Below are 20,442 nucleotides of genomic sequence, written 5' to 3'. Positions count from 1 at the left end.
TTTCGGCTTGATTCGTTTGTGCGCAAATCGTCCGAACTTGTATGAGCAATCCTTGCAAGCTGTTGGCACCACGGCTAAAAAATGCCATTTTCATGCATCACCGCGGCCTTGAAAACCAATGCGCCGCCGGCTTTGCGATCTCCGATGCCCAGTCGAGGGCGGTGCCTGTTACCGCCAATTCCCCACATGCGGGAATTTGACGGTGGATGGGAGGACACATGACCGTGTCTAGCAATGCGCCGGCTCAGCCTGACTTCTCAGGTCCGCAGCCAACCCGGCAACCCCAAGAGGACCGGGCCGATCAACCCCGGTTGGATTCAGAACCCGTACCCATGCAGCTTCAAACAACGCCGCCCACCTCTCCGCGCGAACCGGAAGCAAAGCAGATCGATTACAACGATTCGATCCGCGCCACCTTCTTCTCGATGGAGGACCTCCGGCAATGCGGCGAGGATCTCGCAGTGAAGGGTGCCTCCTCGCTGCCGGGATTCTTCCCGTTCGAGTTCCGGCCGCGGCATCGCGAAAACGAGAGCGAGATCCTGCGCGTCTACCGCGCGACCGCTGCGGACGTGGAAGCCGGGGCGACGATCACGCCGGCCGCCGAATGGCTGCTCGACAACCACCACGTCGTCGAAGAGGCGATCCAGGAGGTCCGGCGCGATTTCCCGCGTCGGTTCTATCGCCAGCTGCCGACGCTTTCGGTTTCCGGTACGGTGATCCCGCGCACCATGGCGCTCGCCTGGCTCTATGTCGCCCACACCCACAGCACGGTGACGCGCGATAGCATCACGGCGATGGTCGAAGGCTTCCAGAAGCACGACACCTTCAAGATCGGCGAACTCTGGGCGCTGCCGTCGATCCTGCGCTTCGTGCTGATCGAGAACCTCCGCCGGATCGCCATCCGCGTCGAGCGCTCGCGCGGCATGCGCCGAAAGGCGAACGACATTGCCGACCAGATCATCCGCCTGAACGATCCGGAGAAATATCGGGCGCTGCTTGCGGAATCGGAAGCGCTGGCTGCCGACAACACCTTCGTCGCGCAACTGCTCTACCGCACGCGTGACGGCTCGCAGACCTCCGGTGCCGTCATCGGCTGGATCGAGGAACAGCTTGAGAGGCGCGGCAGCGACGTCGAAAACGCGCTGGTCGCCGAACAGAACCGCCTGTCGTCCGGCAATGCGACGATGAGCAACATCATCCGCAGCCTGCGCGAAATCGACGATACCGACTGGGCTGTCTGGTTCGAAAGCGTCAGCAAGATCGACGCGGCGCTACGCGAGGGCTCCGACTATGCGGCGCTCGATTTCGGCTCGCGCAACAAGTATCGCGACACGATCGAGAAGCTCGCGCGTCGTTCCGGTCACAGCGAATACGAGGTGACGCAGATCGCCATCGAGATGGTGCGCGAGGCGGAGACTGCGGCCGAGACCGAAGTGCCGCTGCAGGAGCCGAACGTCGGATCCTTCCTCGTCGGCAAGCAGCGCAAGGTGCTCGAGAAGAAGATCGGCTATCGACCGTCGCTGCTGCAGACCATCATCCGTATCAGCCGCAAGCTCGACTGGTTCGCGATCGCCGGCCCGAACATCCTCTTGACGATCCTGGCGATGATCGCCGTCTATTCCTTCGTCAGTCCGATGGATATTCCGAACGGCGCGAAGCTGATCATGCTGCTTCTGTTCGCGCTGCCGGCGTCCGAAGGCGCGATGGGCCTGTTCAACACGCTGGTGACGCTGTTCGTCAGACCATCGCGACTTGTCGGCTATGAATTCCTCGACGGAATTCCCGAGCATGCCCGCACCCTCGTCGTCGTACCTTGCCTGATTGCCAAGCGCGACCATGTCGACGAACTCGTGCGCAATCTCGAAGTGCACTACCTCGCCAACCCGCGCGGCGAGATTTATTTCGCGCTGCTCAGCGACTGGGCCGATAGCAAGGTTGAGGAGTCGAGCACCGATTCCGATGTGCTCGACTACGCCAAGCGCGAGATCGCTCAGCTTTCGGCGCGCTACGCCTATGATGGCAAGACGCGCTTCCATCTCCTGCATCGCCGCCGCCTGTTCAACGAGCAGGAAGGCGTGTGGATGGGTTGGGAGCGCAAGCGCGGCAAGCTGCACGAACTGAACATGCTGCTTCGCGGCGACCGCGACACCTCGTTCCTGCAGGGCGCCAACACGGTGCCGGACAACGTGCAGTACGTGATGACGCTCGATTCCGACACGCGCCTGATGCGCGATGCGGTGACGAAGCTCGTCGGCAAGATCTACCATCCGATCAACCGTCCGGTGGTCGACCCTAAGACACAGGACGTGATCGCCGGCTACAGCCTGCTGCAGCCCCGCGTGACGCCGTCGCTGACAACGGGCAGCGAAGCTTCCGCCTTCCAGCGTATCTTCTCGGCCAACCGCGGCATCGACCCCTATGTCTTCACCGTTTCCGACGTCTACCAGGACATCGCCGGCGAAGGCAGCTTCACCGGCAAGGGCCTCTACCATGTCGACGCCTTCGAGGCGGCGCTGAAGGGCCGGATCCAGGAAAATGCCGTTCTCAGCCACGATCTGCTCGAAGGTTCCTATGTGCGTTGCGCGCTGGTAACCGACGTCGAGCTCGTCGAGGACTTCCCGACCCGCTACGAGGTCGAGATGTCGCGCCAGCATCGCTGGGCGCGTGGCGACTGGCAGCTGCTGCCCTACATCTTCAATTTCTCGAACGGGCTGTCGATGCTCGGGCGCTGGAAGATGTACGACAACCTGCGTCGCTCGCTGATCCCGCTTGCCTGGCTCGTCGCCTCGGTGATGGGCTGGTACTACATGGAGCCCACCGAGGCGCTGATCTGGCAGATTGTCCTGATCTTCAGCTTGTTCGTGGCCCCGACCCTGTCGCTGATCAACGGCCTCCTGCCGCGCCGCAACGACATCGTCGCCCGCGCCCACCTTCACGCGGTGCTGACGGAAGTCCGCGCTGCCAATGCACAAGTGGCGCTCCGCATCGTCTTCATCGCCCACAATGCGGCGATGATGGGCGACGCGATCGCGCGCTCGCTCTACCGCACCTTCGTCAGCCGCAAGCTGATGCTCGAATGGCGCACGGCCGCGCAGGTGCAGAGTGCCGGCCACGGCACGATTGGCGATTACTACCGCGCGATGTGGATCGCGCCGGCGCTTTCGGCGCTTTCGCTGGCGCTTGCCGCGATCTCCGACACCGGCCTGCCGTTCATCGGCATTCCCTTCGCGTTGCTCTGGGCGCTTTCGCCTGCGGTCGCCTGGTTCGTCAGCCAGTCGGCCGAAACCGAGGACCAGCTCGTCGTCTCCGATGAAGCGATCGACGAGATGCGCCTGATTGCCCGGCGCACCTGGCGCTATTTCGAGACCTTCGTGACCGCCGAGCAGCACTTCCTGCCGCCGGACAACTTCCAGGAAACGCCGCAGCCGGTCCTGGCCGAGCGCACCTCGCCGACGAATATCGGCGTCTACCTGCTGTCGGTGATGTCGGCACGCGATTTCGGCTGGATCGGCTTCGAGGAGACGATCAACCGGCTGGAGCAGACGATCGCCACCATCGACCGCCTGCCGAAGTATCGCGGCCACCTGTTCAACTGGTATCGGACGAACACGCTCGACACCATGGAGCCGCGCTACATCTCGTCGGTCGACAGCGGCAACCTTGCCGGTCACCTGATTGCCGTATCGTCGATGTGCCGCGACTGGGCCGAGGCGCCGTCGGCGCATGTCCAGGGCAGCCTGGACGGCATCGGCGACGTGGTGGCGATCCTCCAGGAGGTGTTGCGCGATCTGCCCGACGACCGCAAGACGGTCCGGCCGCTGCGTCGCCTGATCGAGGAACGCATCGTCGGCTTCCAGAACGCGCTTGCCGCGGTCAAGCGCGAGCGCGAGTTCGCGTCGATCCGGGTGATCAACCTCGCGGTGCTGGCGCGCGACATGCACAAGCTCACCGTCAACCTCGACCACGAGGTGCGCACGCCGCAGAGCACCGAAGTGACGAAGTGGGCAAATGCGCTCGTCAGCACCTGCGAAGCCCATATTTCCGACGGTGTCTTCGATCTCGGTGCGATCGAATCGTTGCGCCAGCGCCTGCTGGTGCTGAAGGATCGCGCCCGCGACATCGCCTTCTCGATGGATTTCGGCTTCCTGTTCCGGCCGGAGCGACGCCTGCTGTCGATCGGCTTCCGGGTCAACGCCAACGAGCTCGACGAGGCCTGCTACGACCTTCTCGCTTCGGAAGCACGTCTCACCAGCCTGTTTGCCATCGCCAAGGGCGACTTGCCGACGGAGCACTGGTACAAGCTCGGCCGTCCGATCGTGCCGATCGGCGCGCGCGGCGCGCTGATCTCCTGGTCGGGCTCGATGTTCGAATATCTCATGCCGCCGCTGGTGATGCAGGAGCGGCAGGGCGGTATCCTCAACCAGACCAACAATCTGATTGTGAAGGAGCAGATCAACCACGGCCGCCGTCTGGGCACGCCCTGGGGCATTTCGGAAGCCGCGTTCAACGCGCGCGACCACGAGCTCACCTACCAGTACACCAACTTCGGCGTGCCGACGCTCGGGCTCAAGCGCGGCCTCGGCCAGAACGCGGTCATCGCGCCCTACGCCTCGATCCTCGCCTGCATGTACGATCCGAAATCGGCGCTCGCCAACCTCGGACGTCTGCGCGAGGTCGGCGCACTCGGTGTCTACGGCTTCCATGATGCCGTCGACTTCACGCCGACGCGTGTGCCCGAGGGCCAGAAGTGTGCGGTCGTGCGCAACTACTATGCGCACCACCATGGCATGTCGATCGCGGCTGTCGCCAATGTCGTCTTCAATGGCCGTCTGCGCGAGTGGTTCCACGCCGATCCGGTGATCGAGGCCGCCGAACTGCTGCTGCAGGAAAAGGCGCCGCGCGACATCCCGATCATGAATGCCAAGCGCGAGCCGGAATCGGTCGGCAAGGGTCAGGACGATCTCCTGCGTCCGGAAGTCCGCATCATCGAGAACCCGCTGGCACAGGACCGGGAGACCGTGTTTCTCTCCAACGGCCATTACTCAGTCATGCTGACGGCCAACGGCGCCGGCTATGCCCGCTGGAACGGCCAGTCCGTCACCCGCTGGAAGCCGGATCCGGTCGAGGACCGCACCGGCACCTTCATCTTCCTGCGCGACACGACGACCGGCGATTGGTGGTCCGCGACATCGGAGCCGCGCCGTGCGGCCGGCGAGAAGGTGCTGACCCGCTTCGGCGACGACAAGGCCGAATTCGTCAAGACCGTCGGCGACCTCACCAGCGAGGTCGAGTGCATCGTCGCCACCGAACACGACGCCGAAGGGCGCCGGGTCATCCTGCTCAACACCGGCACCCAGGATCGCTTCATCGAAGTGACCTCCTATGCCGAGCCGGTGCTTTCGATCGACGAGGCCGACAGCGCGCACCCGGCCTTTTCGAAGATGTTCGTGCGCACGGAAATCAGCCGCCGCGGCGACGTCATTCGCGTCAGCCGCAACAAGCGCAGCTCCAGCGACCCGGACATGGAAGTGGCGCATCTCGTCACCGACAATGCCGGCAGCGATCGCCATACGGAAGCGGAGACCGACCGTCGCCGCTTCATCGGCCCGGGCCGGACGCTTGCCGAAGCTGCCGCGTTCGACACGGACGCAGTGCTTTCGGGCACGGACGGCTTTACGCTCGATCCGATCATGTCGCTGCGCCGCGTCGTTCGCGTGCCCGCCGGCAAGAAGGTCAGCGTCGTCTTCTGGACAATCGCTGCGCCGAGCCGCGAGGAGGTCGATCGCGCGATCGACCGCTATCGCCATCCGGAGACCTTCAACCAGGAACTCATCCACGCCTGGACCCGCAGCCAGGTGCAGATGCGCCATGTCGGCGTGACATCGCAGGAGGCCGCGAGCTTCCAGATGCTCGGCCGCTACCTCGTCTATCCGGACATGCATCTGCGTGCCGACACGGCGACGGTGCAGGCAGGCCTCGACTCCCAATCGAAGCTCTGGCCGCTGGCGATCTCGGGCGACTACCCGATCTTCTGCCTCCGCATCAACGACGACGGCGATCTCGGCATCGCACGTGAAGCGCTGCGCGCCCAGGAATATATGCGCGCCCGCGGCATCACCGCCGACCTCGTCATCATCAACGAGCGGGCCTCGTCCTATGCGCAGGATATGCAGCATGCGCTGGATTCCATGTGCGAGAACCTGAGGCTTCGCGGCCTTTCGGACGGCCCGCGCCAGCATATCTTCTCGGTGCGCCGCGACCTGATGGAACCGGAGACCTGGTCGACCCTGCTGTCGGCCTCGCGCGCCGTGTTCCATGCCCGCAACGGCACGATCTCCGACCAGATCGCCCGCGCCAACTCGCTCTATTCGCCGGCACCGGTGAAAGGTGTCGAGAAGAGCGGCGAGTTCGTGGGACCGCTTTTGGCGGCGCCGCAGGAGAAGGCAGACGTTGCCCCGGCCGAAATCAAGGGCGATGGCCTTTCCTTCTGGAACGGCTTCGGTGGTTTTGCCGAAGGCGGTCGCGAGTATGTCGTGCGTCTTCGTGGCGGCGAAGCGACGCCGCAGCCCTGGATCAACGTCATCTCCAACGAGCAGTTCGGCTTCCACGTTTCGGCGGAAGGCGCGGCCTTCTCCTGGAGCCGCAATTCGCGCGACTACCAGTTGACGCCGTGGACGAACGACACGGTCATCAACCGTCCGGGCGAGGCGATCTTCATCCGCGACATGGAGAGTGGTTCGGTATCGACGCCCTATGCGTCGCTCTCGCGTCGCCGCTCCGTCGTCTTCGAAACGGCGCATGGGCTCGGCTATTCGCGCTTCCGCAGCACCCAGGACGACCTCGAGATCGAGGCGACCCATACGGTTCACCGGAGCCTGCCGGCAAAGCTCGTCCGCGTCTCGATCCGCAACCGTGCGACGACAGCGCGACGGTTGAGGCTCTACGGCTACAACGAATGGGTACTCGGCAACAATCGCGCCCGCTCGGCGCCCTTCATTCTCTCGAAATGGGATGAGGAGACAGCAGCGCTGGTCGCGACCAACCCCTACAGCATCGACTATGCCGGTCGTTCGGCGTTCTTCACCGCTGATGGCGGCCAGGCTGCCGGTTACACCGCGAGCCGGCGGGAGTTCTTGGGCTCGCTCGGCGGCATCCTCGTGCCGCAGGCGGTGCTTTCGGGTGCCGATCTCTCGGGTTCGGTCGACGTAGACGGCGACCCTTGCGCGGTCATTGCGTCCGATCTGACCATCGAACCCGGTGCCGAGCAGCAGGTCACCTTCATTCTCGGCGATGCCGACAATGAGGATCAGCTTCGTGCCGTACTCGGTGAGTTGCGTGAGACTGCATTCGACACGGTGCTCGGGGCGGCCAAGACGTTCTGGCGCGATTTCACCGATATCGTGAAGGTGGAAACGCCGGATCCGGCCTTCGACGCCATGATCAACAACTGGCTGCCCTACCAGAGCCTCGGTTGCCGCATCATGGCGCGCTCCGCCTTCTACCAGGCGAGCGGTGCCTTCGGCTTCCGCGACCAACTGCAGGACACGCTGGCTTTCCTGATCCACAGGCCGGAGCTTGCCCGGGCGCAGATCCTGAATGCTGCGGCTCGTCAGTTCGTCGAGGGCGACGTGCAGCACTGGTGGCTGCCGGGAACCGGCGCCGGCGTGCGCACGATGATATCCGACGACGTCGTCTGGCTCGCCCATGCCGTTACGCATTACTGCTCGGTGACCGGTACCTCCGACATCCTGAGAGAACAGATCGCCTTCATCAGCGGTCCGGCTCTCGAAGAGGGCCAGCACGACGCCTTCTACAAGCCTGAGATTTCCGAGGAGGTCGGCGACGTCTACGAGCATTGCGCCCGTGCGCTCGACCTCGCGATCAAGCGGACCGGCGAGAACGGCCTGCCGTTGATCCTCGGCGGTGACTGGAACGATGGCATGAACCGTGTCGGTGCTGCCGGAAAGGGCACCAGCACCTGGCTTGGATGGTTCCTCGCAGGCACGCTCCGCGGCTTCCTGCCTTACGCTCGCGAGCGTAAGGACCAGGCACGCGTCACCCGTTGGGAGGCGCATCTCGAAGCCCTGAAGAAGGCGCTCGACACCGCCGGCTGGGACGGCGACTACTATCGTCGCGGCTATTACGACGACGGCACGCCGCTCGGCACCAGCGAGGCGCTCGAGTGCCGGATCGATTCGATCGGCCAGTCCTGGAGCGTCCTCTCAGGCGAAGGCGACGAGCAGCGTTCGCTCAAGGCGATGGATGCGGTCATGGCCGAACTGGTCGATCCGGACCAGCACATCGTGCGGCTGTTCACGCCGCCGCTCGAGCGGACGTCGCAGGATCCAGGCTACATCAAGGCCTATCCGCCCGGCGTGCGCGAAAATGGCGGGCAATATACCCATGCGGCCACCTGGGTGGCGCTTGCCTTCGCCGAACAGGGCAGGGCGGAAGAAGCCTGGCGCGTCTTCCAGATGCTGAACCCGGTCTCGCATGCGCAGAGCCGCGAGGCGGCGGAACACTACCGCGTCGAGCCCTATGTCGTCGCCGCCGATATCTATGGCGAAGGCGATCTGGCGGGACGCGGCGGCTGGACCTGGTACACCGGTTCGGCTGGCTGGCTCTACCGCGTCGGCGTCGAAGGTATTCTCGGGATCCGCAGACAGGGCGACAAGCTGGTCATTCGGCCGGTGCTGCCGGCGGCCTGGGACGGCTACTCCGCAGAAGTGACGCTCAACGGCGCGCGGCACAAGATTTCGGTGCAGCGCGACCAGAAAAGTGGCGAGCCGATTGTCAGCATAAACAATAGTGTCACAAAAAACGCGCATGAAGGCATTTTGCTGTAACGGCCGGCATTGAAGACAGGATGAGACCGGCTTTGTTCCCGCAAGGGCAAGGCCGGTTTTTCTTTGCGGAAATGCGGGCGGCATGACCCCGACGGCCGGGTGTCGTGTCTTGGAGCGCCAGGCGTTCAGACGAACGCACAAAGGGCGCTCTAACACTTTGAAGCCAGAGCATCTTATCCGCTTCCAGTGACTTCACTTGAAAGCGGGATGCTCTAGATCATCGGAGCGGGATGGGGCGGAGAACTGCAACATGTTCCTCATCCCAGCTAGTTCATGGTGCCGGGCATCTCGCGCGTTTGAATGACGGCGCGGGCTGTCGGTGCCCGTTTCAACAGGGATGGGGCAGGGGCGCCAAATCCTGGAAAACGGACCGCATGCTGCAAAAGACTTTTCAGGGTGGTGTCAACCCGACGTCCGCCCGAATGGTTCCCAACGAGCGTGACACACGCCTCGACGTGTTCAGGGCGTTGTGCCTGCTGACGATCTTCGTCAACCACGTTCCGGGACAGTACCTCGAATATCTGACGCACAAGAACTTCGGCTTTTCCGATTCCGCCGAAGCCTTCGTGCTGATCTCCGGCCTGTCGGTCGGGATCGCCTATGGCGGCAAGTTCGCCGCCGGAGAACGGCTGGCGATGACGCTGAAAATCTGGCGCCGGGCGCTGGCGCTTTATGTCGCCCACATCATGACCAGCATCGTGACGCTGGCGATTTTTGCGGCCGGGGCGATCTATTTCGGCCGGCAGGATCTGATCGGCGAGATCAACATTCGGCCGATGGTGGAACAGACGGAACAGGGCATCGTCGCCATGGTGCTTCTGGGGTATCAGCTCGGCTACAACAACATCCTGTCGATGTATGCGGCGCTGTTCCTGATGCTGCCGGGTATTCTCTGGCTGAACGGCGTCAGCAAGAAACTGCTGCTGTCGCTGTCGGCCGCCCTGTGGCTCGCAGCAGGCATCTTCAAGTTCGTGCCGTCGAATTTCCTCGACGAGGGCTATTGGTTCCTCAATCCCTGGTCCTGGCAGTTCCTGTTCGTCATCGGCATCGTCATGATGACCTTCGTTCGCAATGGTGGATCACTCCCCCGATGGCCCTGGCTGATCGTCCTGTCGGGCGCTTATCTTGCGGTCTCCGCTGTCTGGGTACTCTTCTCCTTCTGGAGCATCGACCTTTCCTTCGGTCTTCCAGCGGTCTTGACCGGCTTTGACAAGACCTTCCTGTCGGGCCCCCGGCTGCTCCATGTGCTGGCGCTTGCCTACATCGTCGCCGTGACGCCTCGCATCAGCAACCTCGCCAAACTCGACAGCGATCATCCGCTCGCGGTTGTCGGGCGACACTCGCTGCCGATCTTCATCTTCGGCACGATCCTGGCGATGTCCGGCCAGGTGCTGCTGTTCGTCACCGGGAGAAACCCGATCTTCGGCAGCCTCTTCGTGCTCGTCGGCATCGGGCTGCATTTCGCCTATGCCTATTATCTCGAATGGTTGCGCGGCATTGCTACTGCAAAGCCGCTGCGGGCGGCGTAAGAGAACGCCGCCCCTGCTGGGCGACTAATTTCTGGAACCAAGGGCAAGGCGGCAGGCGAGCCCCGTGAATACGCCGGCGAGAAGATACTGCGGCAGCTTCGGGAAACGCCTGATGCCAGCGAGCCGCGCGCGCAGATGGCTGCCGACCAGGATGACCGAGCCGTTCACGAGGAAGCCGACCCGTTCAACACGGTCGCCAGCAGAAGCATCTGCGTGACCATCGACCCGCTCTTTGGGTTACGAACTGTGGGAGCAGCGCCAGTACGAAGAGCGCCATCTTCGGATTGAGCAGGTTCGTCATCAGCCCCTCGCCGAAGATCCGCCAGTTCGAAAGTCGCTTGAGCGTCGAAACCGGTGACGCGCTCGATGCGTTCGAGCGGACTGTCTTGTAGGCGAGGTACAGCAGATAGGCGCAGCCCGCCCAGCGCACGATCTCATAGGCAACCGGCAAGGTGACGAAGAGCTGGGAAAGACCGAGTGCTGCGGCCAGCGCGTGGCAATAGGTGCCGACTGCGATCCCGGCATAGGTGAGGAACCCGGCTGCGCGCCCCTGGCTCACGCTCCGAGAAGCGATGAGCAGCATGTCAGGGCCGGGCGTGGCGGTGAGCACGAGGCTTGCTGTGGCGAAAACTGCGATTGTGGAGATGTCCGGCATGATGACTCCTTTGGAATTGGGGCCGGAATTCCCGTCTACCAACAATCTCGAGAATGGCAAGGCTGGTCGACGCGACGTTGTCAGAAAGCCGAAAAGCAAAAAACCACCCGCGTTTGACCGCGGGTGGTTCGGTTCGTTCGCTTGACTTCAAGCGCGTGTCTTATGCCGCCGTGTGGCTCATGCGGACGTCTTCGTCCGTCAGGATGCCGCTGGCGCGCAAGAGGGCTGCGAAGCGGCCATTGCTCTGGCTGAGCTCGTTGAAACCGCCCATTTCGACGACACGGCCCTGATCCATGAAGATCACCAGGTCGGCCTCGCGCACCGTCGACAGGCGGTGTGCGATGATGAAGGTCGTGCGGTTCTTGCGCAGGGCATCGATCGCATCCTTCACGCGGGCCTCGGTTTCGACGTCGAGCGCGCTGGTCGCCTCGTCGAGCACCAGGATCGGCGCATTCTTGAGGATGGCGCGGGCGATGGCCACACGCTGGCGTTCGCCGCCCGACAGACGGTTGCCGCGTTCGCCGACCACCGTGTCGTAGCCGCCCGTCCGGCCCTCGATGAAGTCGCAGGCGGCGGCCGCTTCGGCGGCAGCCATGACTTCCTCGATCGTCGCATCGTCACGGCCGAGGCGGATGTTGTCCGAGATCGAACGGTTCATCAGGCCCGCATCCTGGAAGACGGTGGCGATCGAGCGGCGCAGCGACTTGCGCGTTACCTTCGAGATATCGTTGCCATCGATCAGGATCTGGCCGTCACGCGGATCGTGAACACGCTGCAGCAGGTTGACGAGCGTCGTCTTGCCGGCACCCGTCGGGCCGACGATCGCGATCGTCTGGCCGGCCTTGGCCGTGAACGAGACGTTGTGCACGCCCTGGTTCGTGTTGGCAAAATCGAAGGAGACGTTGCGGAACTCGACTTCGCCGACAGCTGGCGGCAGTTCAGTCGCGCCTGCCGGCTCGTCACGTTCGCGCACGGCGTCCTCGAGCTGGAAGAAGTCTTCGAGCTTGGCGCGGGCTTCGAAAATCTGCGTCACGAAGGCCTTCATCTGGTCGAGACGGCCGATCAGCAGGTTGGCAAAACCGATGAAGGCGATGACTTCGCCGACGCCGAGCTCGCCGCGCTGCACCAGCACGGTGCCGATGACGAGGATCGCCATCATCGAAATGGTGGAGGCGACGCGGTTCAGCGCGCTCGCCAGTGCCCACCAGTCGAGCACCGGGAACTGGGCGGAGATCAGCCGCTCGGTGAACTTCTTCAGCTCGCGGGTTTCAGCCTCGATGCGGTTGTAGCTGTGCACGACCGAGACGTTGCTGATGGCGTCGGAAACGTGGGAGAAAACCGTATGATAGTGGTTCTCGACCGAGGCCTGACCTTCCTTGGTGCGGCTCATCACCGCCTTGCTGATCATGACATAGGCCGCGCCGAGCACGAGAAGGACGAGCGAGAGGCGCACGTCCATGGCAAAGGCGGTCGGAATGAGCAGCATCAGCGCGACGGCCGTAGCCAGGTGCTGGCGCATGAATTCGAGCCAGAGACCGAATAGGGTTTCGCAGGCGCGCAACAGCGTGTGCAGCGCGTTGGACGTGCCGCGCTGGCTATGCCAGGCGAGCGGCATGGAAACGATCCGTCCAAAGGCTTCCGTCAGGAGCGTGGCGCGGCGGCCATGGGCCAGCCGGTCCGCCTCGCGGGCAACGAGCACGAAGGCGACGGTGTTGAAGACGCCGAGGCCAGCCCACATCAAAAGCATCGGCGTGACCTCGCCCTTCGACGAGATGGCGTCGATGATGCGCCCGAACAGGATCGGTTCGGCAATCGAGATGGCTGCCAGAACGACGTTGGCGAGGACGATCGCCGAGACACGAAACTTGTGAACCGCAAGATACTGGAGCGCTCTTGCATACACTTGGAACAATGACACTGTCTCACCCCTTCCGGGTACCGGATTTGACGCGCCGCAGTCCTTCTGCGGCGGATGCACCCGCGTCCTCGAGCTACGGTTGGCGGGCTTGGGCTCCGCCCCCATACACTCGGGGCCGCGCTGAGACGGTCTTTTGCGGCAAAGGGAAGCCGTAGCCGGACGCATGGACAGCCACTCGTTTTCCCGTTTCGCTCGAATGCGAGCTTGGCGAGAATATTCATAGTCTGCTATCTGTCGTGCCAACTCCGATTTCTTGCATATTTCGCATAAGACCGGGCGTGGTATGAGGGATTATCGCGGGTGCAACATGAATGGTCGCTGAACGGTGCCTTTATGTCCGGATTCGGAAATGCGACCATATGCATCTACCTGGAAGGTGATCCATGAACATTACGCTGCTCGTACAGTTTCTCGCGCTTCTGGAGGAGATGAAGACACGCGAGGAAATCGTCCCGGAATTCGAGCGCCTGCTCGATCGCTGCGGCTTCGACTTCTACGGTGTCGTTCGGCAGCCGAAACCGCATGACAATCCGCTGCGGCTGCTGCTCGCCGGCCGCTGGCCGGAAGGCTGGCCGCAGATCTACATCCGCAAGAAGTTCGTGGTGATCGATCCGACCATCCGCTATCTCGGCCATGCGCAGCGCGGCTTCCGCTGGCGTGACACGCTGTTTGCCTTCCGCTCCGATCCACATCGCAAGCGCATGGAAAGCATGATGATCGAGGCCAGAAACCACGGTCTCTACGATGGCTACATCTTTCCGGTGCACGGCCGGCGCGGCCTGCTCGGCAACCTGACGGTCGGCGGTCGCGTCGTCGACTTGAGCCCGGTCGAGATCAGCCTCTTCGACGCCATCGCCAAGCGGCTGTTCTGGAAGCTTCTGGAGCTGACCGATCCCGAGGTTTCGGCCGAACTCGGCTCGCGCGTCGAGGTGCAGATGACGCGGCGCGAAATGGAAGCGCTCAACTATCTCGCCGACGGCATGACTTCGAACGACATAGGCAAGGTGCTCGATATCTCGAGCCATACGGTCGACTGGTATATGAACGGCATCCAGGAGAAATTGAAGGGCAAGAACCGCCATCACGTCGTGGCGATCGCCTTCCGGCTCGGGCTGATCTCCTAGAGTCGAAGGCTTTCGGTTTCCTGTCGCATCTGAAATTGCGCTCTGCTCGGTGACTCGCTAATACTTTATTTCGCGGGTGCAGCATTTCCCGCAATATCAAGTCATTGAGGAGACCGACTTGCCTATCTCGAAGATCCTTGTTGCCAACCGTTCTGAAATTGCCATCCGCGTTTTCCGCGCTGCAAACGAACTCGGTCTGAAAACGGTCGCGATATGGGCTGAAGAGGACAAACTGGCGCTGCACCGCTTCAAGGCGGACGAAAGTTATCAGATCGGCCGCGGGCAGCACCTTGCCCGCGACCTCGGTCCGATCGAGAGCTACCTGTCGATCGAAGAAGTGATCCGCGTCGCCAAGCTTTCGGGCGCCGACGCGATCCACCCGGGCTACGGCCTGCTTTCGGAAAGCCCTGAATTCGTCGATGCCTGTGATGCCGCCGGCATCATCTTCATCGGTCCGCGGCCGGCGACGATGCGCCAGCTCGGCAACAAGGTTGCCGCGCGCAACCTCGCGATTTCCGTCGGCGTGCCGGTCGTTCCGGCCACCGATCCTCTGCCGGACGACGAAAAGGAAATCCACCGCCTTGCGGCCGAGATCGGCTATCCGGTCATGCTCAAGGCCTCCTGGGGCGGCGGCGGACGCGGCATGCGCGCCATTCGCGACCCGAAGGACCTGATCCGCGAGGTGACGGAAGGCAAGCGCGAAGCCAAGGCCGCCTTCGGCAAGGATGAGGTTTATCTTGAAAAGCTAGTCGAGCGCGCCCGCCACGTCGAAAGCCAGATCCTCGGCGATACCCACGGCAATGTCGTGCATCTCTTCGAGCGCGACTGCTCGATCCAGCGCCGCAACCAGAAGGTCGTCGAGCGCGCGCCGGCGCCCTACCTCTCGGATGCGCAGCGCCAGGAGCTTGCCGACTATTCGCTGATGATCGCCCGTGCGACGAGCTATGTCGGCGCCGGCACGGTCGAGTATCTGATGGATGCCAACACCGGCAAGTTCTACTTCATCGAGGTCAACCCGCGCATTCAGGTGGAGCACACCGTCACGGAAGTCGTGACTGGCATCGACATCGTCAAGGCGCAGATCCACATCCTCGACGGCGAGGCGATCGGCACGCCGGAATCGGGCGTGCCGAAGCAGGAGGACATCCGCCTCAACGGTCACGCGCTGCAGTGCCGCATCACCACCGAAGACCCGGAGCAGAACTTCATTCCGGACTATGGCCGCATCACCGGTTATCGCTCGGCGTCCGGCTTCGGCATCCGTCTCGATGGCGGCACCGCCTATCCGGGTGCAGTCATTACCCGCTTCTACGACCCACTGCTCGTCAAGGTTACCGCCTGGGCGCCGAACCCCCTCGAAGCGATCAGCCGCATGGACCGCGCGCTGCGGGAGTTCCGCATCCGCGGTGTGGCAACCAACCTGACCTTTCTCGAGGCGATCATCAGCCATCCGAAGTTCCAGGATAACAGCTATACGACGCGCTTCATCGACACGACTCCGGAACTGTTCCAGCAGGTGAAGCGCCTGGACCGCGCGACGAAGCTCCTCACCTATCTCGCCGACGTCACGGTCAATGGCCACCCGGAGACGAAGGGCCGCCCGAAGCCGCCGGCGGATGCGGCAAAGCCCGTCGTCCCGTTCATCGACGGCGACATCAAATCCGGTACCAAGCAGAAGCTCGACGAACTCGGCCCGAAGAAGTTCGCCGAGTGGGTGCGTGGCGAACGCCAAGTGTTCCTGACCGATACGACGATGCGCGACGGCCATCAGTCGCTGCTTGCGACCCGCATGCGCACCCATGATATCGCCCGCGTCGCCGGCACCTATGCCCGCGCGCTTCCCCAGCTCTTCTCGCTCGAATGCTGGGGTGGCGCGACCTTCGACGTGTCCATGCGCTTCCTCACCGAAGACCCGTGGGATCGCCTGGCCCGCATTCGCGAAGATGCCCCGAACCTGCTGCTGCAGATGCTTCTGCGCGGCGCCAATGGCGTCGGCTACAAAAACTACCCCGACAACGTGGTCAAATACTTCGTGCGCCAGGCGGCAAAAGGCGGCATCGACGTGTTCCGCGTCTTCGACTGCCTCAATTGGGTCGACAACATGCGGGTGTCGATGGAGGCCGTTGCCGAGGAGAATCGCATCTGCGAGGCGGCGATCTGCTATACCGGCGACATCCTGAATTCGGCCCGGCCGAAATACGATCTCAAATACTACACAGCCCTTGCCGCCGACCTCGAAAAGGCCGGCGCGCACATGATCGCCGTCAAGGACATGGCGGGCCTGTTGAAGCCGGCGGCCGCACGCGTGTTGTTCAAGGCGCTGCGTGAGGCGACCGACTTGCCGATCCATTTCCACACCCACGACACCTCGGGCATTGCGGCCGCGACTGTGCTTGCCGCCGTGGAGACCGGCGTCGATGTCGTCGATGCGGCGATGGACGCGCTTTCCGGCAATACCTCGCAGCCCTGCCTCGGCTCGATCGTCGAGGCGCTCCGGGGGTCGGACCGCGATCCGGGTCTCGATCCCGAGTGGATTCGTCGCATCTCCTTCTATTGGGAAGCGGTGCGCCACCAGTATGCCGCCTTCGAAAGCGACCTCAAGGGACCGGCGTCCGAAGTCTACCTGCACGAAATGCCGGGCGGACAGTTCACAAACCTTAAGGAACAGGCGCGTTCGCTCGGTCTCGAAACCAAGTGGCACCGCGTCGCCCAGGCCTATGCCGACGCCAACCAGATGTTCGGCGATATCGTCAAGGTGACGCCATCGTCCAAGGTCGTCGGCGACATGGCGCTGATGATGGTGAGCCAGGACCTGACCGTCGCCGACGTCGAAAATCCTGCGAAGGACATCGCTTTCCCGGATTCGGTCGTCTCGATGCTCAAGGGCGATCTCGGCCAGCCCCCGGGCGGCTGGCCGGAAGCGCTGCAGAAGAAGGCGCTGAAGGGCGAAAAGGCCTATACCGCCGTTCCGGGCTCGCTGCTGCCGCCGGCCGACCTCGATGCTGAGCGCAAGGCAATCGAGGACAAGCTTGAGCGCAAGGTCGACGACTTCGAGTTCGCCTCCTATCTGATGTATCCGAAGGTCTTCACCGACTATGCGGTTGCTGCCGACACCTATGGCCCGGTCAGCGTCTTGCCGACGCCGGCCTATTTCTACGGGCTTGCGCCGGGCGAGGAGCTGCAGCCGGAGATCGAGCGGGGCAAGTCGCTCGTGATCCTGCACCAGGCCAAGAGCGAGCCGGACGAGAAGGGCATGGTCAAGGTGTTCTTTGAGCTCAACGGCCAGCCGCGCCTGATCAAAGTGCCGGACCGCAACCGCAGCGCTCAGAGCGCGGTGCGTCGCAAGGCCGAGGTCGGTAACGCCGCCCATCTCGGCGCGCCGATGCCGGGTGTCATCTCGACGGTCTTTGTCTCGCCAGGACAGGCGGTCAAGGCGGGCGACGTGCTGCTTTCGATCGAGGCGATGAAGATGGAAACGGCGCTGCATGCGGAGAAGGACGGCACGATTGCCGAAGTGCTGGTGCGCGCCGGCGACCAGATCGACGCCAAGGATCTGCTGATGGTCTTCGGCGCCTGAGGGTAAGTTCAAACAAACAGAAACGGCCGGATGCGAATCCGGCCGTTTTGTTTTCTGGAAGTAGAGGGGGCGTCTAGCCTGCTGGGGTCGTCCGTCCTGCTCCCCGGACTGAACATCAAGCCCGAGGATGACGGTAGAGATAGACAAGGCTGGCGCAAAGGGTGCCCGACCCACACCCGCCGGATCGTCCTGTGATCCGTCGTCCCCTCCGCTCAGATTTCGTAGTCGTGCGGGGCGCTCAGCGAGGCGATGAACTTCTTGGTACGCTCACGCTCGGGCGCCGAGAAGATCGTCTTCGGGGCACCGCTTTCGACGATGACACCACCATCGAGGAAGATCACCTTGTCGGCGACGCGGGAGGCGAGGCGCAGGTCATGGGTCGCCATGACCATGGTCGTGCCTTCACGGGCAAGCCGGCTCAGGACTTCGACCACTTCCTCCGCCAGTTCCGGGTCGAGGGCAGAGGTCGGCTCGTCGCAGAGAAGCACGCGGGGCGACGGGGCAAGCGCGCGGGCGATCGCCACGCGCTGTTGCTGGCCGCCGGAAAGGGTCGCCGGCCAGGCGTCGGCCTTGTGCGCCATGCCGACCTTTTCCAAGAGTTCCATCGCGCGCGTCTTCGCCCTGTCGGCCGGCCACTTCAGCACCGTGACGAGGCCTTCCATGACGTTGCCGAGCGCGGTCTGGTGGGGGAAGAGCTGGAAGTTCTGGAACACCATTCCGGTCTGCCGGCGCAGGCGCTGGATCGCCGCCCAGCCGACCTTGCGGCCGGGCGAAAATTCGAGCGTCTCGTCCCCAAGCCGGATTGCGCCGGACGTTGGGATTTCCAGCAGATTGATGCAGCGCAGCAGCGTGCTCTTGCCGCCGCCGGATGGGCCGACAAGCGCCGTCACCGTGCCTTCGGCGAGTGTTACGGAAATATCCTTCAGCACGAGATTGTCGCCGAAGCGCTTTTCGATGTGGGAGAGCTCGATCATGCACGTGCCTCCAGGAAGCCGCCATAGCGGGCAAAGCGCCGCTCCAGCCGCACTTGCAGGGCCGAGAGCACGGAGCTCATGGCGAGATAGATCAGCGCCGCCAGGATATAGAGGATCAGCGGCTCGTAGGTGGTGGCGACGATGCGCTGCGCGGTCTGGAACATCTCCGGCACGGTGATGGCGGCGGCCAGCGAGGTGTCCTTCACCAGCGAGATGAAAGTGTTCGACAGCGGCGGCACGGCGACGCGGGTCGCCTGCGGCAGGATGGTGCGACGCATCGCCTGGCTCCAGCTCATGCCGATGGAGTAGGCCGCTTCCCACTGTCCGCGTGGCACTGACGAGATGACGGCGCGGATGATCTCGGAGGTATAGGCGCCGACGTTCAGCGAGAAGCCGATGAGCGCGGCGGTGAAGGCGTCGAGCAGGATGCCGGCGCTCGGCAGCCCGTAGAAGATCACGAAGAGCTGGACGAGCAGCGGCGTGCCGCGGATCACCCAGACGTAAAATCGCGCGATCGCGACGACCGGCGCCGGTCCGAAGAGGCGGGCGACGGCGGTTGCGAGCCCGAGGATCAGGCCGAAAATGAAGGAAAGCAGCGTCAGCGGGATGGTGAAGGTGAGGCCGGCCCAGAGCAGGGACGGCAGCGAATCCAGCATCAGTTGGAGCCAGGTGGGCAAGGGGCGGGCCTTTCAAAAAGCGCGATCCGCCCCGGTGTCCGGAACGGATCGCGATTCATAACCGAGAATGGCCGGCGGAGAAACCGACCCGGCGCTCGGGACAGGGGTTACTTCGAGACGTCGGCGCCGAAGTACTTCTGCGAGATCTTGTCGTAGGTACCGTCGGCCTTGATCTCGCCGAGCGCCTTGTTGATCGCTTCCAAGAGTTCCGGCTCGTCCTTGCGGATGATGATGCCGGAGAAGTCGGCGTCAGCCTGTTCGGCCGCGATCTTTACCGGCGCGTCGGGCTTCTTCTTCTTGAAATCGAGGAAGGAGAGGCTGTCGTTTATCGTGGCATCGGCGCGGCCGGTGAGCACGAGCTGGATCGACTGGTCGAAGCCGTCGGTGCCGACGAGTTCGGCGCCGGAGGCGGTTGCGAGCTTGCCGAAGTTGCTGGTCAGCGACTGAGCCGACTTCTTGCCCTTGAGATCGGCGAAGCCCTTGATCTCCTCGTTGTCGGTCTTGACGATCAGCACGGCCTTCGAGGCGATGTAGGGCTCGGAGAAGTCGTACTTCTTCTTGCGCTCTTCGGTGATGCCGACCTGGTTGATGACCGTGTCGTAGCGGTTGGCGTCGAGGCCGGCGATCAGGCCGTCCCACTTGCCTTCGAGGAATTCGGCCTTGACGCCGAGCTTCTCGGCGACGGCCTGGCCGATCTCAACGTCGAAGCCGACAAGAGCGCCGGAGGCATCGTGATAGGTGAAGGGCGCATAGGTGCCCTCGGTGCCGATCTTCAGGACGCCGGCGGATTTGACCGCGTCGAGATTCTCGCCGGCTTCAGCGGAGGCGAGGGCGGCAACCTGCATCAGAGCGGCGGCGAACAGCGTGGGGAGGAGCTTCATCGTGATTTCCATCTTCTTTGTGGTCCGGCCCGTCGTCCGGATTGAGCGGACAATCGCACAAAAGATTGGCGATCTGAGCGTATAAAACACCAATTCCCGAGCGTTTTGATGAAGAATTTTCCTCGAAATGGCGTCGACCACGCGCAAAAGGCACGGTTTGCTCGAATTGCTGGCCCGCGGTGATTTGGCTGACTCCGCGACTTGAAATCGGTTTCAAAATTCGCTATGCACATTTATGGCGATTCATGCACGTTTATGCAC

Annotated in this window: 8 protein-coding genes and 1 pseudogene; 4 read left to right on the top strand and 5 right to left on the bottom strand. The window is 63.2% G+C overall.

The features are described from left to right. The first annotated feature begins 218 nt into the window (after positions 1-218). Entirely contained in the window at positions 219-8,846 is an 8,628-nt protein-coding gene (gene ndvB, locus BLU35_RS13920; protein WP_093233451.1) for a cyclic beta-(1,2)-glucan synthase, read from the top strand. A gap of 374 nt (positions 8,847-9,220) precedes the next feature. Then, a complete protein-coding gene (locus tag BLU35_RS13915) occupies positions 9,221-10,375 on the top strand; it encodes an OpgC family protein (RefSeq protein WP_057254865.1) in 1,155 nt (384 codons plus the stop codon). Positions 10,376-10,399: 24 nt separating this feature from the next. On the opposite strand, the pseudogene BLU35_RS13910 reads toward BLU35_RS13915, so the two are convergent. Next, positions 10,400-11,030: pseudogene (locus BLU35_RS13910) on the bottom strand (LysE family translocator). Positions 11,031-11,190: 160 nt separating this feature from the next. Beyond that, complete coding sequence (locus BLU35_RS13905; RefSeq protein WP_057254867.1) at positions 11,191-12,948, bottom strand: glucan ABC transporter ATP-binding protein/ permease; 1,758 nt, start codon at positions 12,946-12,948, stop codon at positions 11,191-11,193. Positions 12,949-13,331: 383 nt separating this feature from the next. Between BLU35_RS13905 and BLU35_RS13900 the strand changes: the two genes are divergently transcribed. Together BLU35_RS13900 and pyc are read left to right on the top strand one after the other, a co-directional pair. After that, positions 13,332-14,072 carry a helix-turn-helix transcriptional regulator gene (locus BLU35_RS13900; RefSeq protein ID WP_057254868.1) on the top strand — a complete coding sequence of 247 codons (741 nt, stop codon included), beginning with the start codon at positions 13,332-13,334 and terminating at the stop codon, positions 14,070-14,072. Between the two features lie 118 nt (positions 14,073-14,190). After that, complete coding sequence (gene pyc, locus BLU35_RS13895) at positions 14,191-17,649, top strand: pyruvate carboxylase (protein ID WP_093233450.1); 3,459 nt, start codon at positions 14,191-14,193, stop codon at positions 17,647-17,649. A 212-nt stretch (positions 17,650-17,861) separates the two neighbouring features. Here the strand turns inward: pyc and BLU35_RS13890 are convergent, their stop codons facing one another. The 3 genes from BLU35_RS13890 to BLU35_RS13880 form a co-directional block, all read right to left on the bottom strand. Then, on the bottom strand, positions 17,862-18,623 hold the full coding sequence (locus BLU35_RS13890) for an amino acid ABC transporter ATP-binding protein (protein WP_058328026.1): 762 nt from the start codon (positions 18,621-18,623) through the stop codon (positions 17,862-17,864). Next, positions 18,620-19,300, bottom strand: a complete 681-nt coding sequence (locus BLU35_RS13885; protein ID WP_082616163.1) for an amino acid ABC transporter permease — start codon at positions 19,298-19,300, stop codon at positions 18,620-18,622. The genes BLU35_RS13890 and BLU35_RS13885 overlap by 4 nt, the downstream gene beginning before the upstream one ends. A gap of 107 nt (positions 19,301-19,407) precedes the next feature. Further along, positions 19,408-20,181, bottom strand: a complete 774-nt coding sequence (locus BLU35_RS13880; RefSeq protein WP_057254872.1) for an amino acid ABC transporter substrate-binding protein — start codon at positions 20,179-20,181, stop codon at positions 19,408-19,410. Positions 20,182-20,442 lie beyond the last annotated feature (261 nt).

The organism is Sinorhizobium sp. NFACC03, from assembly GCF_900103435.1.
Taxonomy (GTDB): Bacteria; Pseudomonadota; Alphaproteobacteria; order Rhizobiales; family Rhizobiaceae; genus Ensifer.
Note: the sequence above shows the minus strand (reverse complement) of the source record. Positions and strands in the feature narration are given on the sequence as shown.